We start from the raw sequence: 15,569 nt of genomic DNA, 5'->3' as shown, positions 1-15,569 counted from the left end.
TTTATGATTCATACGATTTACTCCCTTCTATGATGTTTTGCACACTCTTAAAATCCAATTTCCCTAGCGCCACCTTTTGCATCATTCCGATGATGTGCTCGTCTGTATACGTGCCCTTTATTTGATGTGCTGCTGCGCTATGATTTTGTTTTTCCGCTTTTAAGGCCAAATGGTCAGATAGAGCTTGGACTGTCTGACATTCAAGGATTTCCCGGCCGGCCATCTTCAGCTGCGTGGTTTTTTCGATATGCCGCATCAATTTACGGCCAAGAATTGAATCCATCCCATAATCCAGAAAGTTTCTTTTGAAATTGATTCGATCCTCAGATATGCCCAATTCTCGTGCTAAAAATTGAACAATGATCTTTTGAATATGGGTTTTGCCAATCGGCTCGCCAATCTCTGTTTTCATATCTTGTGAATGCTGTTTAACGGCCTCTGATTGCTGAGTGCCTGACGAAACCCAATACCGCTCCCTGGCAAATGGGTAACCAGGTAAAGAAACCATCCGAACGTGATCGCCATCATGAAGGAGTTCCCAAGGAATCTGATATCCTTTCACCCAGCATTCCGCGATGTTTTCCAAATTTCTTTCTTTTGCGAGAGCTTGCAGAACTGCTTCATCTTGTTCTTCTAATATCCCTTCTGTATATCCTGTATAAAGGGATCTCTGTTGGCCCGATATCCCACCATTCTTCATTGCTTCCACATATTCCTTCAATTTTCGCACCAATTGCTCCTGATTGTTTGCAACGATCGCGAGCCTTGCTTCCATGGCTTTTCTCCCAATCTGAAGCGTATATGCCACATCAGGTAAAGAAAGGTTATGATTCTGCTCCAGATACGCAATCATGCGGCAGGCAGCATCCTGAAGCCGATCGTCATTTTGGGCTGAAAGCACGATGACCTGCGGTGACCCTTGATGCCGCTGTGTGGACGGCTGATCATTCGGAATGTATTCTTCAATGACTGCATGTGCATTGGTGCCGCTGATTCCAGTCGTGCTGATCGTTCCCATCCTCGGCTTCTGATTTTTCCTGATCCACGAACGGTTTTCTTTGCAAAGCACAAATGGGCTTTCTTTAAACGGAATATACGGGTTTTCCGATTCACAGTGATGAGTGGCCGGAATGATCTGGTTTTTCATAGCCATCAGCATACTGATTAAAGCAACTGTTCCTGACGCTGCAAATGTGTGTCCGATTAAAGGTTTAATTGAGCTGATCATACAGAATTGCTTCTGCTTCGTATATTTGCTGAACACGCTCGTTAACGCTTGGACCTCAAGCGGATCACCAAGATTCGAGCCGGTACTGTGCGCCATCACATATTGAATATCGAGCGGATTGATTTCATTTTTTTCATAAATGTTTTCGATCAATTCTGCCTGGCTAAAAGGATTTGGCGCAGTAATGCCGTTGGTTTTGCCATCGTAATTCACGCCGCTGGCCTTGATGCAGCCATAAATATGATCTTTATCTTCAATTGCCTTTGATAATGGTTTCAAGAGAACAGCAGCCACCGCTTCACCTGGCACAAGACCATTGGCATCCTGGTCAAACACTTTGCATTGTCCGTTCGGAGACAGCATTTCGGCCCTTGTCAGCGCCTCAAAAGACATGTGAGAAATATTCAAGCTGACGCCGCCCGCTAAAGCCATTTCACAATCCCCCTGACGCAGAGCTGAACATGCCTGGTGAATCGCCACCAGTCCAGATGAACATGCTGCTGTCAAAGCCATATTAGGCCCTTTTAAATCCAATGCGTATGCGATTCTCGCAGACAATGTGGCGTTTTGTGTTCCGTTAATGTAATCCGTATCTCCGGTTAGATGCGCATATTCCCCTTCTTCCACACCTACATAAACACCGCAGGATTTTCCTTTTATCCGATCTCCCATATAGCCAGCGTCTTCAAACGTGTGCCATGCTTCCTCTAGAAAAATGCGCTGGCGCGGATCCATGCTTTCGGCTTCTTTAGGCGATATTTGAAAAAACAGCGGATCAAACCGGTCTATGTCCTTCAAAAATGCCCCCCACCTTGGCACTGCTTTTTCTGGATCTCTGTTAGCTCTCCCCCAGTCCCGGCGTTCGCCCGGGATGTCAGAGATACACGATTTACCGTTTTTCAGATTATTCCACAGCTCATGGACCGAATCAGCTTGAGGGAACCTGCCGCTCATGCCGATAATGGCAATAGGCTCATCGTGAACCTGCCGAATGCTTTTTTTACTGGTTTCCGGTTCTGGAGCTACAGGAATTGCTGCATAAGCTTCAGGGGGCTTTTGCGCCTCTGATGCATCATCCCGGTAAAATGCTTCAATCAGCTCTTTATGATCGGTTAAGAAAAAGCCGATCAATTCTTGTAAAGTCGAATAGCCGAAAAATAAAGCCGGTGTCACTTCAATGTTGAAATGCTTTGATAACACATTCGAGAATTTAGCCAAGTAGATTGAATCAAATCCGAAGTCGGCCCAATTTTTGTTCAAATTCAGCTTGTCCTTTGAAATCTTAAGCAATGTGTGAATATGCTCTTTCAAGTCGTGTTCTAAACGCTTTTCAACGCTTAACGTTTTTACCTCATCCTTGTTTTCTTGTGCTAGAGGGGCTTGAGTGGCCGGTTCTGGAATAGCTGGTTCAGCCATTCCTAAAAATCGGCTGACACGGCTGGGCTGACCGGCTATGACGAGATGCTGAGCATCCTGCTGAGCTAGGATGTGCTCAAACATACGGATGCCTTCCTCGGCTTCTAGGAAGCATTGGCCGCTTGATTTCAGGTACATATCCGTTGTTTCCTCATCACCGATCTTCATTCCGCCATCCTTCCATACAGGCCAGTTGATGGCAAACGTTTTACCGTTATGCAGCTCATTTCTGTATTGTGCGTAAGCCATCTGAAACCTGTTGCCAATCGCATAATCACAACATCCAAAATCCCCTAAAACTGCAGAAGAAGAAGAAAAATAACACATAAAATCAAGGACTTCATTTTTAAGCCATTCATCAAGCGCTATCGTGCCGTTGATTTTCGGTTCAATGATGCGCTGGAAGCTTTCGATCTTTTTGTCAAAAATAGCAGAGTCGCTTTCGATTCCGGCTGCATGAATGACACCGTTGATGGCACCGAATCGGTCTTTCCCTCTTTTTACGCAGTCTCCCATTGCGATAGGATCAGACACATCTGCTTCTGCATACATCGCTTCGCCGCCTAGATCCTTTAATTCTTTTATTTGCTTTTGCTTTTCATCATTAAAAGGCGACCGCCCTGTCAAAATCAGGTTTGCGGCATAGTTTTTGGCCAAATGCTTGGCAAATAAATAACCAAGCCCTCCTACACCGCCTGTAATCAGGTAAGTACCGCCAGACTTCAATTTGCTGTCGTCCGGTTGTATCGTTGTCTGTTCAATGTGATTTACATATCGTTTCGCATTCTGATACAAAACCGTTTGTTCAGCTGAAGCCTGTAATTCTGTCCATATTTTACGTGTCCAATCATCCATCGATCCTTGTTCCGCCGGCTGAAAGATTCCAGTCACTTTTGTGTGCGGAAGGACAAGCCCGAGTGAACGTTCGAAGCCAATCCATGATTCCAGATAGCTTCGGTCAAGACCATCTTCAAAACATCCTGCCAGCAGCAGCCGTGAAGGATGAAGCTTTGCTGCGGACATACCTTGTAATAGGTAAACAATACAGGAATGGTCCTTTATACAGCGCTTGTCTTCCATAGGCCACATATAGAGGATTGCATCTGGTTCTCCAAGTTCTTCTTTAATGCTCTGGAAGGCCTTTTCAAAAGTAACGGGTTCTTGCCGCACAATCTGGTAACTATATTCAGACTGTTTGCTGTACACTTCGCCCTGTGATATAAAAATGACCTTAGTGTCTTGATCAACGTTTTTCAAGGCTGAAGCAAATGCGTTTTGCTTTTCTCTTTCAGTCAGAAAACAGATGAGCGTTTTGATACGTTTCGATGTGAGAGTCGCCGGCTCTTCTTTCCACACTTCTTGAAACGTCATAACCTTGAAAGGTTCTTCTGTTTGCTGATCATGATCCTGTTCTATAGACGCCGGAGCCTTTGCCGCGCCTGGTGCCCAGTAACGTTCTTTTGCAAATGGATATGCCGGAAGACTGATCCGGACAGGCGTTTGGGTGCCGTACAGCATGCCCCAGTCGAAAGACAAGCCTTTCACCCAAAGGTCCAGCAGTTTCGTGTATTTCCCTTTGCTCATCCATGCTTCTATGATTTTTTCCGTATCCTCATCCGCTGATAAGACTGCTAACGCTTTTTTGTTATCATCGATGCGATCCAGATACAGGCTGTCTGCTTTGTTTTCGATAAAATCGTTCAGCTTTCTCTCAAGATCCTCTAGTGATTCCGCTATAAAGGCCAGCCGTTCCTCCATTGCTTCACGGCCCGTTTGCAAGGTATAGGCGATCCTGATCAGGTCTGTTTCGCGGTACCTTTTTTGTTTGATGGCTGTAAGCAGCTGTTCCGCTTTTTCTTGCAAGCGTTCCATGTTTTTGGCCGACAGCACAATCAGCGCTGGAGGATGGTCTTTCGGCGTTTGCGCCCCCGTTCTTGGAATATATTCTTCCAGGATGATATGGGCATTGGACCCTCCGGCGCCAAAACTGCTCAAGCCAGCGCGCCTAGGCACCTCTTGCCCGCCAATCACCGGGCGTTTCCATTCACCAAGTTGCTGCTGAACGACAAATGGCGTATGGCTGAACTCGATGTTCGGATTCAACCGCTGAGCATGCAATGATGGTGCAATTTGGCCATATTTAAACTGAAAAAGTATTTTTGTCAGCCCTGCAATTCCGGCTGCACTTTCACAATGACCGATATTTGATTTGCTGGAGCCGATCGCACAAAACTGTTTCTCCTGCGTATCTTTCTCGAATGCTTTTGTTAACCCCGCTATCTCAATCGGATCTCCTAATGCAGTGCCTGTTCCATGCGCCTCTAAATAACTGATGGTTCGGGCAGGAATGTCGGCGCGCTCCATTGCTTCTTTAATTACCTGTGCCTGTGCATGAGGATTTGGAACCGTGTATCCATTTGTTTTTCCTCCGCTATTAATGGCACTTGCCTTTATCACACCGTAAATATGGTCACCGTCCGCTATTGCTTGCTGCAGCGGCTTTAACACAATGGCGCCTACGCCTTCACCGTCGACAAAACCATCTGCATCATCGCCGAATGATTTACATGTATCACTAGCAGAGAGCATATTCATGACAGATAAATTCTGATAGTGAACCGGGTCGACAACTAAATTGACACCGCCGGCAATGGCACAATCACTCGATCCGCTATAGATGCTTTCCAGCGCTAAATGAATCGCTGTCAGGGAGGATGAGCAGGCTGTATCGACTGCAAGACTCGGGCCTTGGAAATTCAGTAAATAGGATATTCTGTTGGCGATAGACCAATAGCCGTAGCCGGTCGGATAATTTTTGTTCATGACTCCGGCAAAGACGCCGATTTTTCTGCTTGAACAGAGCGAGTCAGGCGTGTATCCCGCGTCTTCAATACTTGCATAAGCGGTTTGCAGAAATAATCGCTCCTGAGGGTCCATTCTTTCTGCCTCAAGCGGAGAAATCTGAAAGAATAATGGGTCAAACTTGTCCATATCCTTGATAAATCCGCCCCATTTCGTATAAATTGATCCTTCTTTTCCTTTTTCTTTATCGTAATAAGCTTTCCAATCCCAGCGATCTTTCGGAATTTCCTCAATACAATTTCTTCCTTCTTTTAGGTTGTTCCAAAAGTCTTCTGCTGTTTCCGCCTGAGGATAGCGTCCAGAAATGCCGATAATGGCAACGTCACGGCTTGCAAGAGTGTTTGTCGGAGTTTCTTTCTCCCCGCTGAAGCCAAGCTTGCGATAGCGCCGTGTTCTTTTAGCGGCCTGATCAGGTTTCTGTGAAGATTGGGTTCTGCTTTCGGCCGGGGTCTGTTGTTGAACTTGACGGTCAAGACCTGTTAATTTCATCAGCGCTTCTGTTTTTGTTTTGATGAAATGCTCCACTAATGCGTCAATGGTCTGGTACTCGAAAAATAAAGTGCTGCTTACATGGTCAAATTCTTTACGCAATGTATTCGTCAGCTGGACAACAACGATAGAATCAATACCGTACTTTTCAAGCGGTTCAGATGACTCAATCTTTCCTGCAGGAATTTTCAACGTTTCCCCGATTAGTTTTTTCATATATTCTGTGCTTTTTTCTCTTAGGAGAGCATGTTTTGATTGTCCAGCTTCCTCTGAATCTATGGTATGAATGTAGGCTGGCTCCTGATTAGACGCTTGTGAAACAACCTTCTCCGGCAAGATCACATTTTTCATCATACGTCGAACCAGCCCGTTGCTTGAGGCTGCGACGATTTGGTGACTCAGATCATGTGCCGCCTCGGCCGGGAAAAAGACAGATTCAAAGCCTTCGCTTTCAAGTGCCGCTTTCCAGCTGTCAGGATGTAAGCCTGGACAGCCGGGAATCCGCACTGCAGGATCTTCATACAGCCACCAGCCTTCCAAAAGACCAAAGGTGATGTGAGGGAACAGGCTGTTTCCCGCCATTTCATTCAGCAGCAGCATTCCGTTGTTTTTCATTACTGCTTTTGTATGCCGCAGTGTTTGACGGATATTTTTTGTTGCGTGAAGGACATTAGCGGCAATGACGACATCATAGCCTCCCGCTTCAAATTCCTGCTGGTCAATCGGTTTTTCCACATCAAAAAGCTGATATGTCAGGTACGGATTTTCCGCCCCATATTCCTTTTCTGCATGTAGCAAAAATGCTTTAGACAGATCTGTATAGCAATATTCATTGATGTGCTTTTGATATGGTTTCAGTTTTTCAAAGATTCCGGCACTCGTGCCGCCTGTGCCTGCGCCTATTTCCATAATGCGAATCGATGCCTCAGGGTCGTGCTTCAGACGTTCATCCAGATAAGCTAATAATGTATCGGCAAGCACTTTATTAAAATAGTCTGCCACTTGGTTATGCTTATAAATGCCTTCCACCAGTTCCATCGAGGAATGCGGGAACATGATATCTGTTGCAGGGACTTTCCCTGTCAAAATATCCGGTAATGCTTTCAGCATGGCCTCTGCTAATACAACCATCGCCTTTGTCTCGCTGTCTTTAAGCCACTTTTCTTTTTTCGCATTCCATTCTTGCCAAAGCAGCTCGATATCCTCTGCTTGGTCCTTCCTCACCAATGAATCTCCAACTTTCTTAAGATAGCCATGCTGCAAGAGAAATTCGCTGCTTTGCCGAATCCATTTTCCATAAAATTCACGAGTCTTATATTGTTGAAGACGTTCAACCGATAATGTATAACCATCAAACAGCCCGGCCGTTTGCAGCTGTCCTAACAACAGCCTGTAAAGAAGATCATCAAGCTCTTCATGTGTCACTCTTTGGAATTGTCCCGTAGTCGGCAGACGCTCCATCAGGCTCTCTGCATCTGCTGAAGGTTGCTCTGGATAAAGAGTGATGAATTCATTCTGATTCACGCCTTCGACTGCTACAGGCTTTGTCGTATGAATGAAAGCTGTTTGGCTGACTGGCCCAGAAAGCAGTGCTTCCAGCGCCTTCATAGCCTCCGCAGGCTCAATTAAACCTAAGCCGATTTGATTCATGAGCTGTACATAATGTTCATCCTCAGCCGCTTCACTATTCCCCCAATATCCCCAGTTCATGACTTTTACAGGGCATGCCCAGCTCTGAGAAAGCTGGTGGGCAAAAGCATCTGCAAATGTACAGCCAGAGGCATAATGGCTTTGCTTCACATTTTTGATATGGGCTACAAGCGAAGAGAAGAATAATACAAAATCTACATTCTCCTGGCGGAACACTTGGGCCATCCGAATACTGACATCGATCTTCGCCGCCAGTCCAGCGGTGAATTCTTCCGGCTTCATTTTTTCCAGGCTTTGCTCAAATAAAACCATCGCAGAGTGAACAATCCCGTGAATATGAGGATGGCGTTTTTTCACTTGATCATAAGCCTGCTGCAATGAATGTTTATCGGCTGCATCGGCTGCAATGTAGAAAGGCTCAGGGCCAAGCGCCGAAAGTCGGTCTATTTTTGACTGGATGGCAGCATTAAGTTGACTTCGCCCAATCCAAACGATTTGCGCTTGGTAGCGGCGGATCATGTACTCACTCCACGCCTCTCCGATATACCCGGCTCCTCCGATGACCACATAGACTCCGCCTTTCCGATATAGCGTGTCGCCTGACAGTGAGTGCCGATATGGGATCAATTGCTGCTGATGCCATTGCTGATTACGATAGGCCCAAGCATGGCCAAGGCGGTCAGCTGGGAGCGCAAACATGTGATTTACCGGCCATGTGCATCCTTTTTCAAGATCGAGAAGACGGATTTTCCAGTGTGGATATTCCTTTGCCATTGTGCCGGCAAGCCCATGAATGCTTGCATGGGCGGGTTGTACTGCCTCATGTTGCATAACCGGCTGCGCTTGGACGGTCACAAGAGACCATTCAAGTTGTTTCTCGCCATAGCCTAATTGCAGGCATGCTTTCACAAGCTTAAATAAGTGAAGAACAGCTTCTCCTTGTCCATCACTACCTAGACTTCCCCGGTGTGACGGGGCAATCCACAATACATGGTCAATGCTTCCGTACGCTTGCAGTTTGTCCGCTATTCCCTCAATGTCATCTGCAGGCCGGATATCGATAAAGGAAACTTGCGGATAATGATGCTTTATTAATGCTCGATCAGCTTCAGCAGCACCGCATAAAACAACTCGTGTACCAGCAAACGAAGCATTATCCCCCGTATCTGAAGAGACTGGTTCCCAGACAGGGATCATCATCGTATGCCCGGTCATCTGAGAATCAGTTAATAGTTGCGGCATTGAATGCTGCTCTCCATCAAGTGCCCGCATCGAGGCACCCTTCATTCGCACACAAACGTGTCCGTTCTCATCACATAAATCAATATCATACTTTCTGACTTTGTCCTCCGCTTTACTGTCTGAACTGTATCGAATATAAGACCATATCTTCTCTGGACATGGGCTGAAAATATCAACCTCCTGCAACGCAAATGGAAGAGACAGTGTCTGAGCTTGTCCAGCGGCATTGACTGAGCTAACGATAAAACCGACTGTGGCATGGAACGCGGAATCCATCAAACTTGGGTGGAGCGCAAAATGCTGCCTGTCGTTTTTTAGAAAAGCGGGTAACGAGATTTTTGCAAGCAATTGATCTTTGCCGACATAGACTTTTTCAATCCCTTGATAGCCCTCTCCATAGTCAAGCCCAATCTTTCGAAACGCTGCATAGCATTGTTCTGACGTCACTGTGTCCAAACTGCATTCTGTCTGTATTGATGAAAGGCTTAAAATGGAAGTGCCCGTTTCATCTGAAATGACAGCGCGACCTTGGCAGTGTATCGTCAGGGCTTCTTCTTTATGTTCAGAGCTGCTATAAATGTCAAAGGAAATGTCCCCGTTATCCTCAGGAAAAAGGCCAATATGTATTTCTTTTGGTTCACTTTCTATCGTGATAGGACGCACCCACACAATGTCTTTAAGCGACACCACTCTTTGTTCGCCGTCCAGATCACCTGCAGCTTTTTCCGCTGCTTCCCTTGCCATTTCTAAATAGGCAACGCCCGGCAAAATCTTCTGTCCCTGTACAACATGATCAGAAAGGAAAAATTCCGTGCCTGTAAATACAGAGCTAAAGCGCTGCTCAGTAAAGTCTGATGTATTGCGGTGCACCAGCGGATGTAAGATATGATTCACAGTGCTGGTTTTCATTTCAGGAACCGGGATCCAGTAGCGCTCCCTTGCAAACGGATAGGTCGGAACACTGATTTTAAGCGGCTTGCGATCGCCGTATAGGCCGTCCCAGGTGACCCGCTTTCCTTGAACCCATGCTTTCGCCATTTCCATCATTTCACTGTCTCTTATCAAATTGTTATTCAGCGCATTTACCGAAGTTGGCCCAGCCGCCTCCTGATTCTCCTTGGCTTGTCCGGTCCAGCAGCCCTCTATCTCTTCTTCGCCATTGGCAAACGCCCGAAGTTTAGCCGTTAAATCTTTTATGTCATTTACGATGAAGGCCGCACGCTCCTCCATTTCAACCCGTCCTGCCTGCATGGTATAAGCTAACGCTAAAAGATTGACGTCCTCGCTAAGAAAATCAAGAAGTTTAAGAGCGTAAGCCTGCAGACGATCTTTGTTTCTCGCAGACAAAGGTATCACTATTTCTTCATTTTTCGTTAAAATCGTCTCTGAATGGCTCTCTGCCGGAATATATTCTTCCAAAATAAGATGCGCATTTGATCCTGAAGCACCAAACGAACTTAAACCGGCGCGGCGGGGATATGTGACGTCCACCCCGTTTTCTGTAAAAGATGGCTGCTCCCATTCCTTTGTTTCATGCTGGACAAAAAATGGGGTTTGATCAAGCTTCAAATAAGGATTCAGCTCTTCTGAATGTAATGATGGCACCAAGGTTTTATGGTGCAGCTGCAGGACAGTCTTCGTTAAGCCGCTAATGCCGGCTGCAGCTTCAGCATGGCCAATATTCGATTTAACAGAACCGATTGAACAGAATTGCTTGTCCTGCGTATTGCGGCTGAAAGCTTTTACTAACCCCTGTATTTCAATCGGATCTCCCAATGAGGTGCCAGTGCCATGGGCTTCAACATAGCTGATGGTGCGCGGATCAATTCCTGTTTTTTCTAGACATGCTTCGATTACATCAGCTTGAGCTACCGGGCTCGGTACTGTAATTCCGCTTACTTTTCCTACATGATTTATCGCACTGCCTTTGATGACAGCATAGATTCGGTCACCGTCCTGTTCAGCTTTTCGCAGCGGTTTTAGCAATACTGTGCCGACACCTTCTCCAGATACGTAGCCATCCCCGCCTTTACCGAAAGTATGGCAATAGCCGTCACTTGAGTGCATCCCTACACTGCCATAGCTGATATATTTAGCCGGATGCAGTGACAAATTGACGCCTCCGGCAAGCGCGGCCTCGCATTCTCCATTCCGGATGCTCTCTATTGCCAGATGAACCGCAGTTAATGAGGAAGAGCAGACCGTGTCCACCGCCATGCTTGGGCCGTGGAAATTACAATAGTAAGAGACCCTGTTGGCGATTTGCGCATAATTCAGCGATAAAGGAAATGGATTGTGTTCTGATAGAGCTTCAGCTCCTATAAGGGAATAGTCCTTATGCATAACACCGGCAAACACACCGACATGCTGTCTTTTATTTTCTCCCTGCGGTGAAGCAATTGTCTCTGGTGTATAACCCGCATCTTCAATAGCTTCCCAGCACGTCTCTAAAAATAACCGTTCCTGAGGGTCCATCATTTCCGCTTCACGCGGAGAGATTCTGAAAAATTGAGGATCAAAGCAATCAGCCTCCTCGATAAACCCTCCCCATTTCGAGAGCGGCTTGCCTGCAGGTGAATCCAGCCCATTGTTTTCTTTCCATTCCCAGCGTGAGTTTGGAATCTCTGTGATGCAGTCGGTACCTGCTTTAAGCTGTTCCCAAAATTCCTGTATGTTTTTCGCCTTAGGATAGCGTCCCGCCATTCCGATAATGGCAATGTCCTCCCCGATCTCTGGTGAAGAGATAACACCATCAGGAGAATCCTTCATTGGTGAAGGAGATTGGCGGACAATGCTGTCCGCCTCTCCAATTGAATAGTGATCAGCAAGATGAGCAGCTAGTTCTGCAATTGTTGTAAATTCAAACAGCAGTGTCGGAGCAAGATCCGCTCCAACCTTATCTCCAATTTCCTGAACCACGGTAAGCAATGACGGAGAATCCAAGCCTAGCTCATAGTACCCAGCGTGGATATCCATTTGTTCTGCCGGCCTTTCAAGCTGCTTAGCAAGCAACTGACGCAAATACATTTCAAATACGGGATAGTCCCGACTGATGTTCTGAGAGACAGCAGCTCTTTCTTCTTGAATTTCTTTTGCAGAATGAAAGGCTGACATATTCCGTACAGACTTGCCTGCAAATTGTTTCAGCTCGGCCACTTTTTGTCCTGCTGAATTAAAATATTCAATCGTCATATAAGTGAGTTCTTTCTTTTGGCGCACAGATGAGGAGAGGATCCGTGCTGTACATCCTTTTTGCAATCGTTCTGAAGCAGAAAACGATTCATAACACAATGGCAGATACATCGTTTGATCTGAGAGCAGGCAGCTTGACCCTATGCCGCTGCCGTCAATAAGCGTCGGATGAAACAGAAAAGCTTCAGAATGGCGCAGGGCGTCCTGTCCAACTGCTAAATCAATTAAAGCACCCTCTTTGGTTTCATAAATCTGTCCTTCCGCCTTCATCATGCCGGTATGCACTAACTCTTGAGAGCGGCATTGTTCATAGATTTCATCTAAATTCAGAATCCTATCAGCTGTTTTTTTCCACTGATTAGGGTCTATTGATTCGGCAAAAGAAGTTTGCTCTTTACGATGCATGTCAGCAGTCACATATTGTCTCTTGTCAGATAGTGATTCTCCATGCTGTTTTTGTCCGTCGATGATGATGGACCATGTCCCTTCCTTTCTTTCAGACACGTGAATGGTCAGGGCAATGTCATATGACTCATCTGCGATCAAAGGGTAAAAGATGGTCAGGTTTTTTAATTCAAGCTCTTGGTATGCATAACCATGTTCCTGGAATACTTGGTAGATTAAATCTATATAAGCAAGGCCGGGTAATAACGCTTGTCCATATACCTTGTGGTTGGACATGATTGGATTATTTAATGAAATGTGCAGTTGTTCAGTTATCATTTTCCCACTCCTCTCTTATTTGAAAGTTTTCCAAAACATATCTTTAGAAGCCCCTGAGTCTGAATGCACTTTTTCCTGCACGTTTTGAGCTGATGGTTTGATTAAAACGGGCTGCCTATTTAATTCCGGCAAAGGCAGAGGTTTTCTTCTAATTGGACGAGCAACCGATTCATTCCAGGCTTCTATAATGAGATGGGCGTTCGTTCCGCCATCGGCAAAACAATTAATTGCCGCAGCCGGCGTTGTCTCCTTCCACTCGGCTTGCGATCTGCTGAAATACAAATCTGTTTTTTCTATATCAAAATACGGCATATTTTCATTACCTGACAGGAACGGAACCAATTGTCTATGCTTCAGCATTAGAGCTACTTTAATCAGGCTCGCAATCCCCTCTGCACATAATGGATGGCCGATGTTAGGTTTCACCGATCCCAGCCCTAACGGAGCCTTTGATTCAGAACGGTAAATGGACTGGATTGCCTTTAATTCAAGTAAATCTGTTACTGCCGATCCCGAGCCGTTCGCTTCGAGATAGCTGATCTCTTCAGTCTTTTTGCCGCTTTTTTCAAGCGCTGACAGCATGACGTCCTTTTGTGCCTCGAGATTCGGAGATGATGGGCCAGCCGTTCTTCCATCATTATTAATCGCAGCAGCCTTAATGACTGCATATATGGAATCTCCGTCTTCAAGCGCTTGGCTGACGGTTTTGACGAGAACCATGCCCACGCCTTCTCCTAAAATGACACCGTCTGCCCGCTTATCAAAAATATGGAATGACGGTTTGTCACATAAAAGTCCGCGCTCATAAAACATTCGATGCGCATCAGCATCAAGCAAACTGACGCCGCCTACAACCGCTGCCTCAATATCTCCGCTTCGCAGAGCCTGAATGGCCATATTCAGCCCCACCAGCGCAGAGGAACAAGCGGTATCCAGGACAATACTCGGTCCCTTCAAGTCAAAAAATTGTGAGATGTTAGCTGCTAAATAGTTTTGTCCGCCAGCGACTATCGGATTTCTTGCTTTTGAAAGACTGGCCGGATCAGGCTTGTGCTGGCTGCGGCCTCCTATATAAACACCAGCCCTCATGCCTTTCACTTCTTTCTCCGTATAACCGGCGTGATACCACAGTTTCAAGCTTTCCTCCAATACAGCCAAAGCTTGAGGGTCCATCGCTCTGACATCGTTTTCGGACATCATGAAGAAATCATGATCAAATCGGTTCATTTCATCAATGAGGCCCGCGTAATTTGAGCTGGAGTTCCCGAATCGTTCAGGCGGAACAGGCGCAATCGCAGACCGTCCATCACGTATTAGTTCCCAGTATTCCTCTAGGGTTTCCGCTCCTGGGAACCTGCAACTAAGACCGATGATAGCGATGTCCTCAGCAAGAAGTGCCGTTTTTTCATGGCTTATCTGTTGCGGCCGCTGTTCTGGCACCGGCTTCTGTTTCATTGCTGATTGCGGCTTGAAAGGTATCTGTTTCTCAGGAACAGATGGCTGTAAAACAGCTGATATGTCATATTTCGAAATGAGCCAGTGTGCAAAGGATTCTATTGTCGGGTATTCAAACAAAATTGACGGATCAATATCTCCATTTAATTGTTGGTTCATCTGCTGTACCAGCTGGGCCAATATAATCGAGTCGATTCCGTATTCTTGGAAAGGTTCATCCGTTTCAAAGTCTTCTACAGCTATTTTCAGTTCATCTGAAAAAAGAGTTACGAGCCAGTCGACTGTTTCAGGGAACAGGTTGCGAGTGCCGGTTTGCTCTTTCGTAACAGGATGCGAGAGAGCTTCGACAGGCAGTGACGGCTGCATCAGCTTATCCGGCTTCCAAACGTTTGTATCTGGTACTGCCGGCAGCACGACAGCATACTGTCTGTCTGATAGAATCTGGTCAAGCAGCTGTAATCCCTCGTCGTTTGTCAAACTGATCAATCCAGTTTGTTCTAAAGCTTTGCTTCGAACCTCGCCTAAACCGGTCTCCTTCCAGTTAGGCCACTGAATGCTTACAATGGGACATTTATCTTGATGAGCCTCCGCAAAATAATCCATAAAAGCATTTGCCATCGCGTAATCAGCTTGTCCTGCTGCTAGTGCAGGGATGGCCGCTGATACTGATGAAAACAAGGTGAAAAACGCCAATGGTTCATCCTGAAGCAGGTCAAATAACGTTTGCAGACCTTCGACTTTCGGTTCAAGCACCTGTCCGATCTCTTCTAGTGATTTTCTGATAAAAGCCGGGTTTTGTTTGTTCACCATCCCGGCACAATGGATGACTCCGCCAATCGCCCCCATTGTTTCGTGTATTGTCTTCAGGCTCTGTTCGACAGCAACCCTGTCTGTGAGATCCAGAGACAGCACCTGAACTTGCGCACCCATGTCTTCTAGCTCTTGAACGGCTTTTATTTTCTCGGCAAGCGAGGCGATTTTTACCAAATTCCACTGGTCACGCGGCGGAAGCTCTTCACGGCCGATAAGGACCAGCCGCTTAACGCCGTATGTTTTCACAAAATGCCGCGCACACAGCAAGCCGAGACCTCTTGTCCCGCCTGTAATAAGCAGGACTTTGTCTGTTGAAAACGATACTTGCTTATGACTAAGAGCGGCTTCTGCTGGCTGCTCTGCCAAATATGCGCGATATCGCTGTCCGTTTCGATAACAGACTTCTGATTCTGTGCTCTTGGCATAATATTCAACTGCAATCAGTCTGGCCAGCTCCTCAAAAGAGGCTTCGCACTCCATATCTGCATGTCTTGAAGTA

2 protein-coding genes (1 of these 2 cut by a window edge) are annotated in these 15,569 nt (G+C 46.2%); both read right to left on the bottom strand.

Annotated elements, in window-relative coordinates; genetic code table 11:
- Position 1: 1 nt before the first annotated feature.
- Complete coding sequence (gene pksM, locus MHH79_RS09285) at positions 2-12,802, bottom strand: polyketide synthase PksM (RefSeq protein ID WP_340035102.1); 12,801 nt, start codon at positions 12,800-12,802, stop codon at positions 2-4.
- 15 nt (positions 12,803-12,817) lie between these two features.
- Positions 12,818-15,569 carry the 3' end of a polyketide synthase PksL gene (pksL, locus tag MHH79_RS09280; RefSeq protein ID WP_340035101.1) on the bottom strand. The gene runs 10,883 nt beyond the window's last position, so the window shows 2,752 of its 13,635 coding nt (coding positions 10,884-13,635); its start codon lies off the right edge, out of view; its stop codon occupies positions 12,818-12,820.

The organism is Bacillus sp. FSL K6-0993 (genome assembly GCF_037977205.1).
Lineage (GTDB): Bacteria > Bacillota > Bacilli > Bacillales > Bacillaceae > Bacillus > Bacillus subtilis.
Note: the sequence above shows the minus strand (reverse complement) of the source record. Positions and strands in the feature narration are given on the sequence as shown.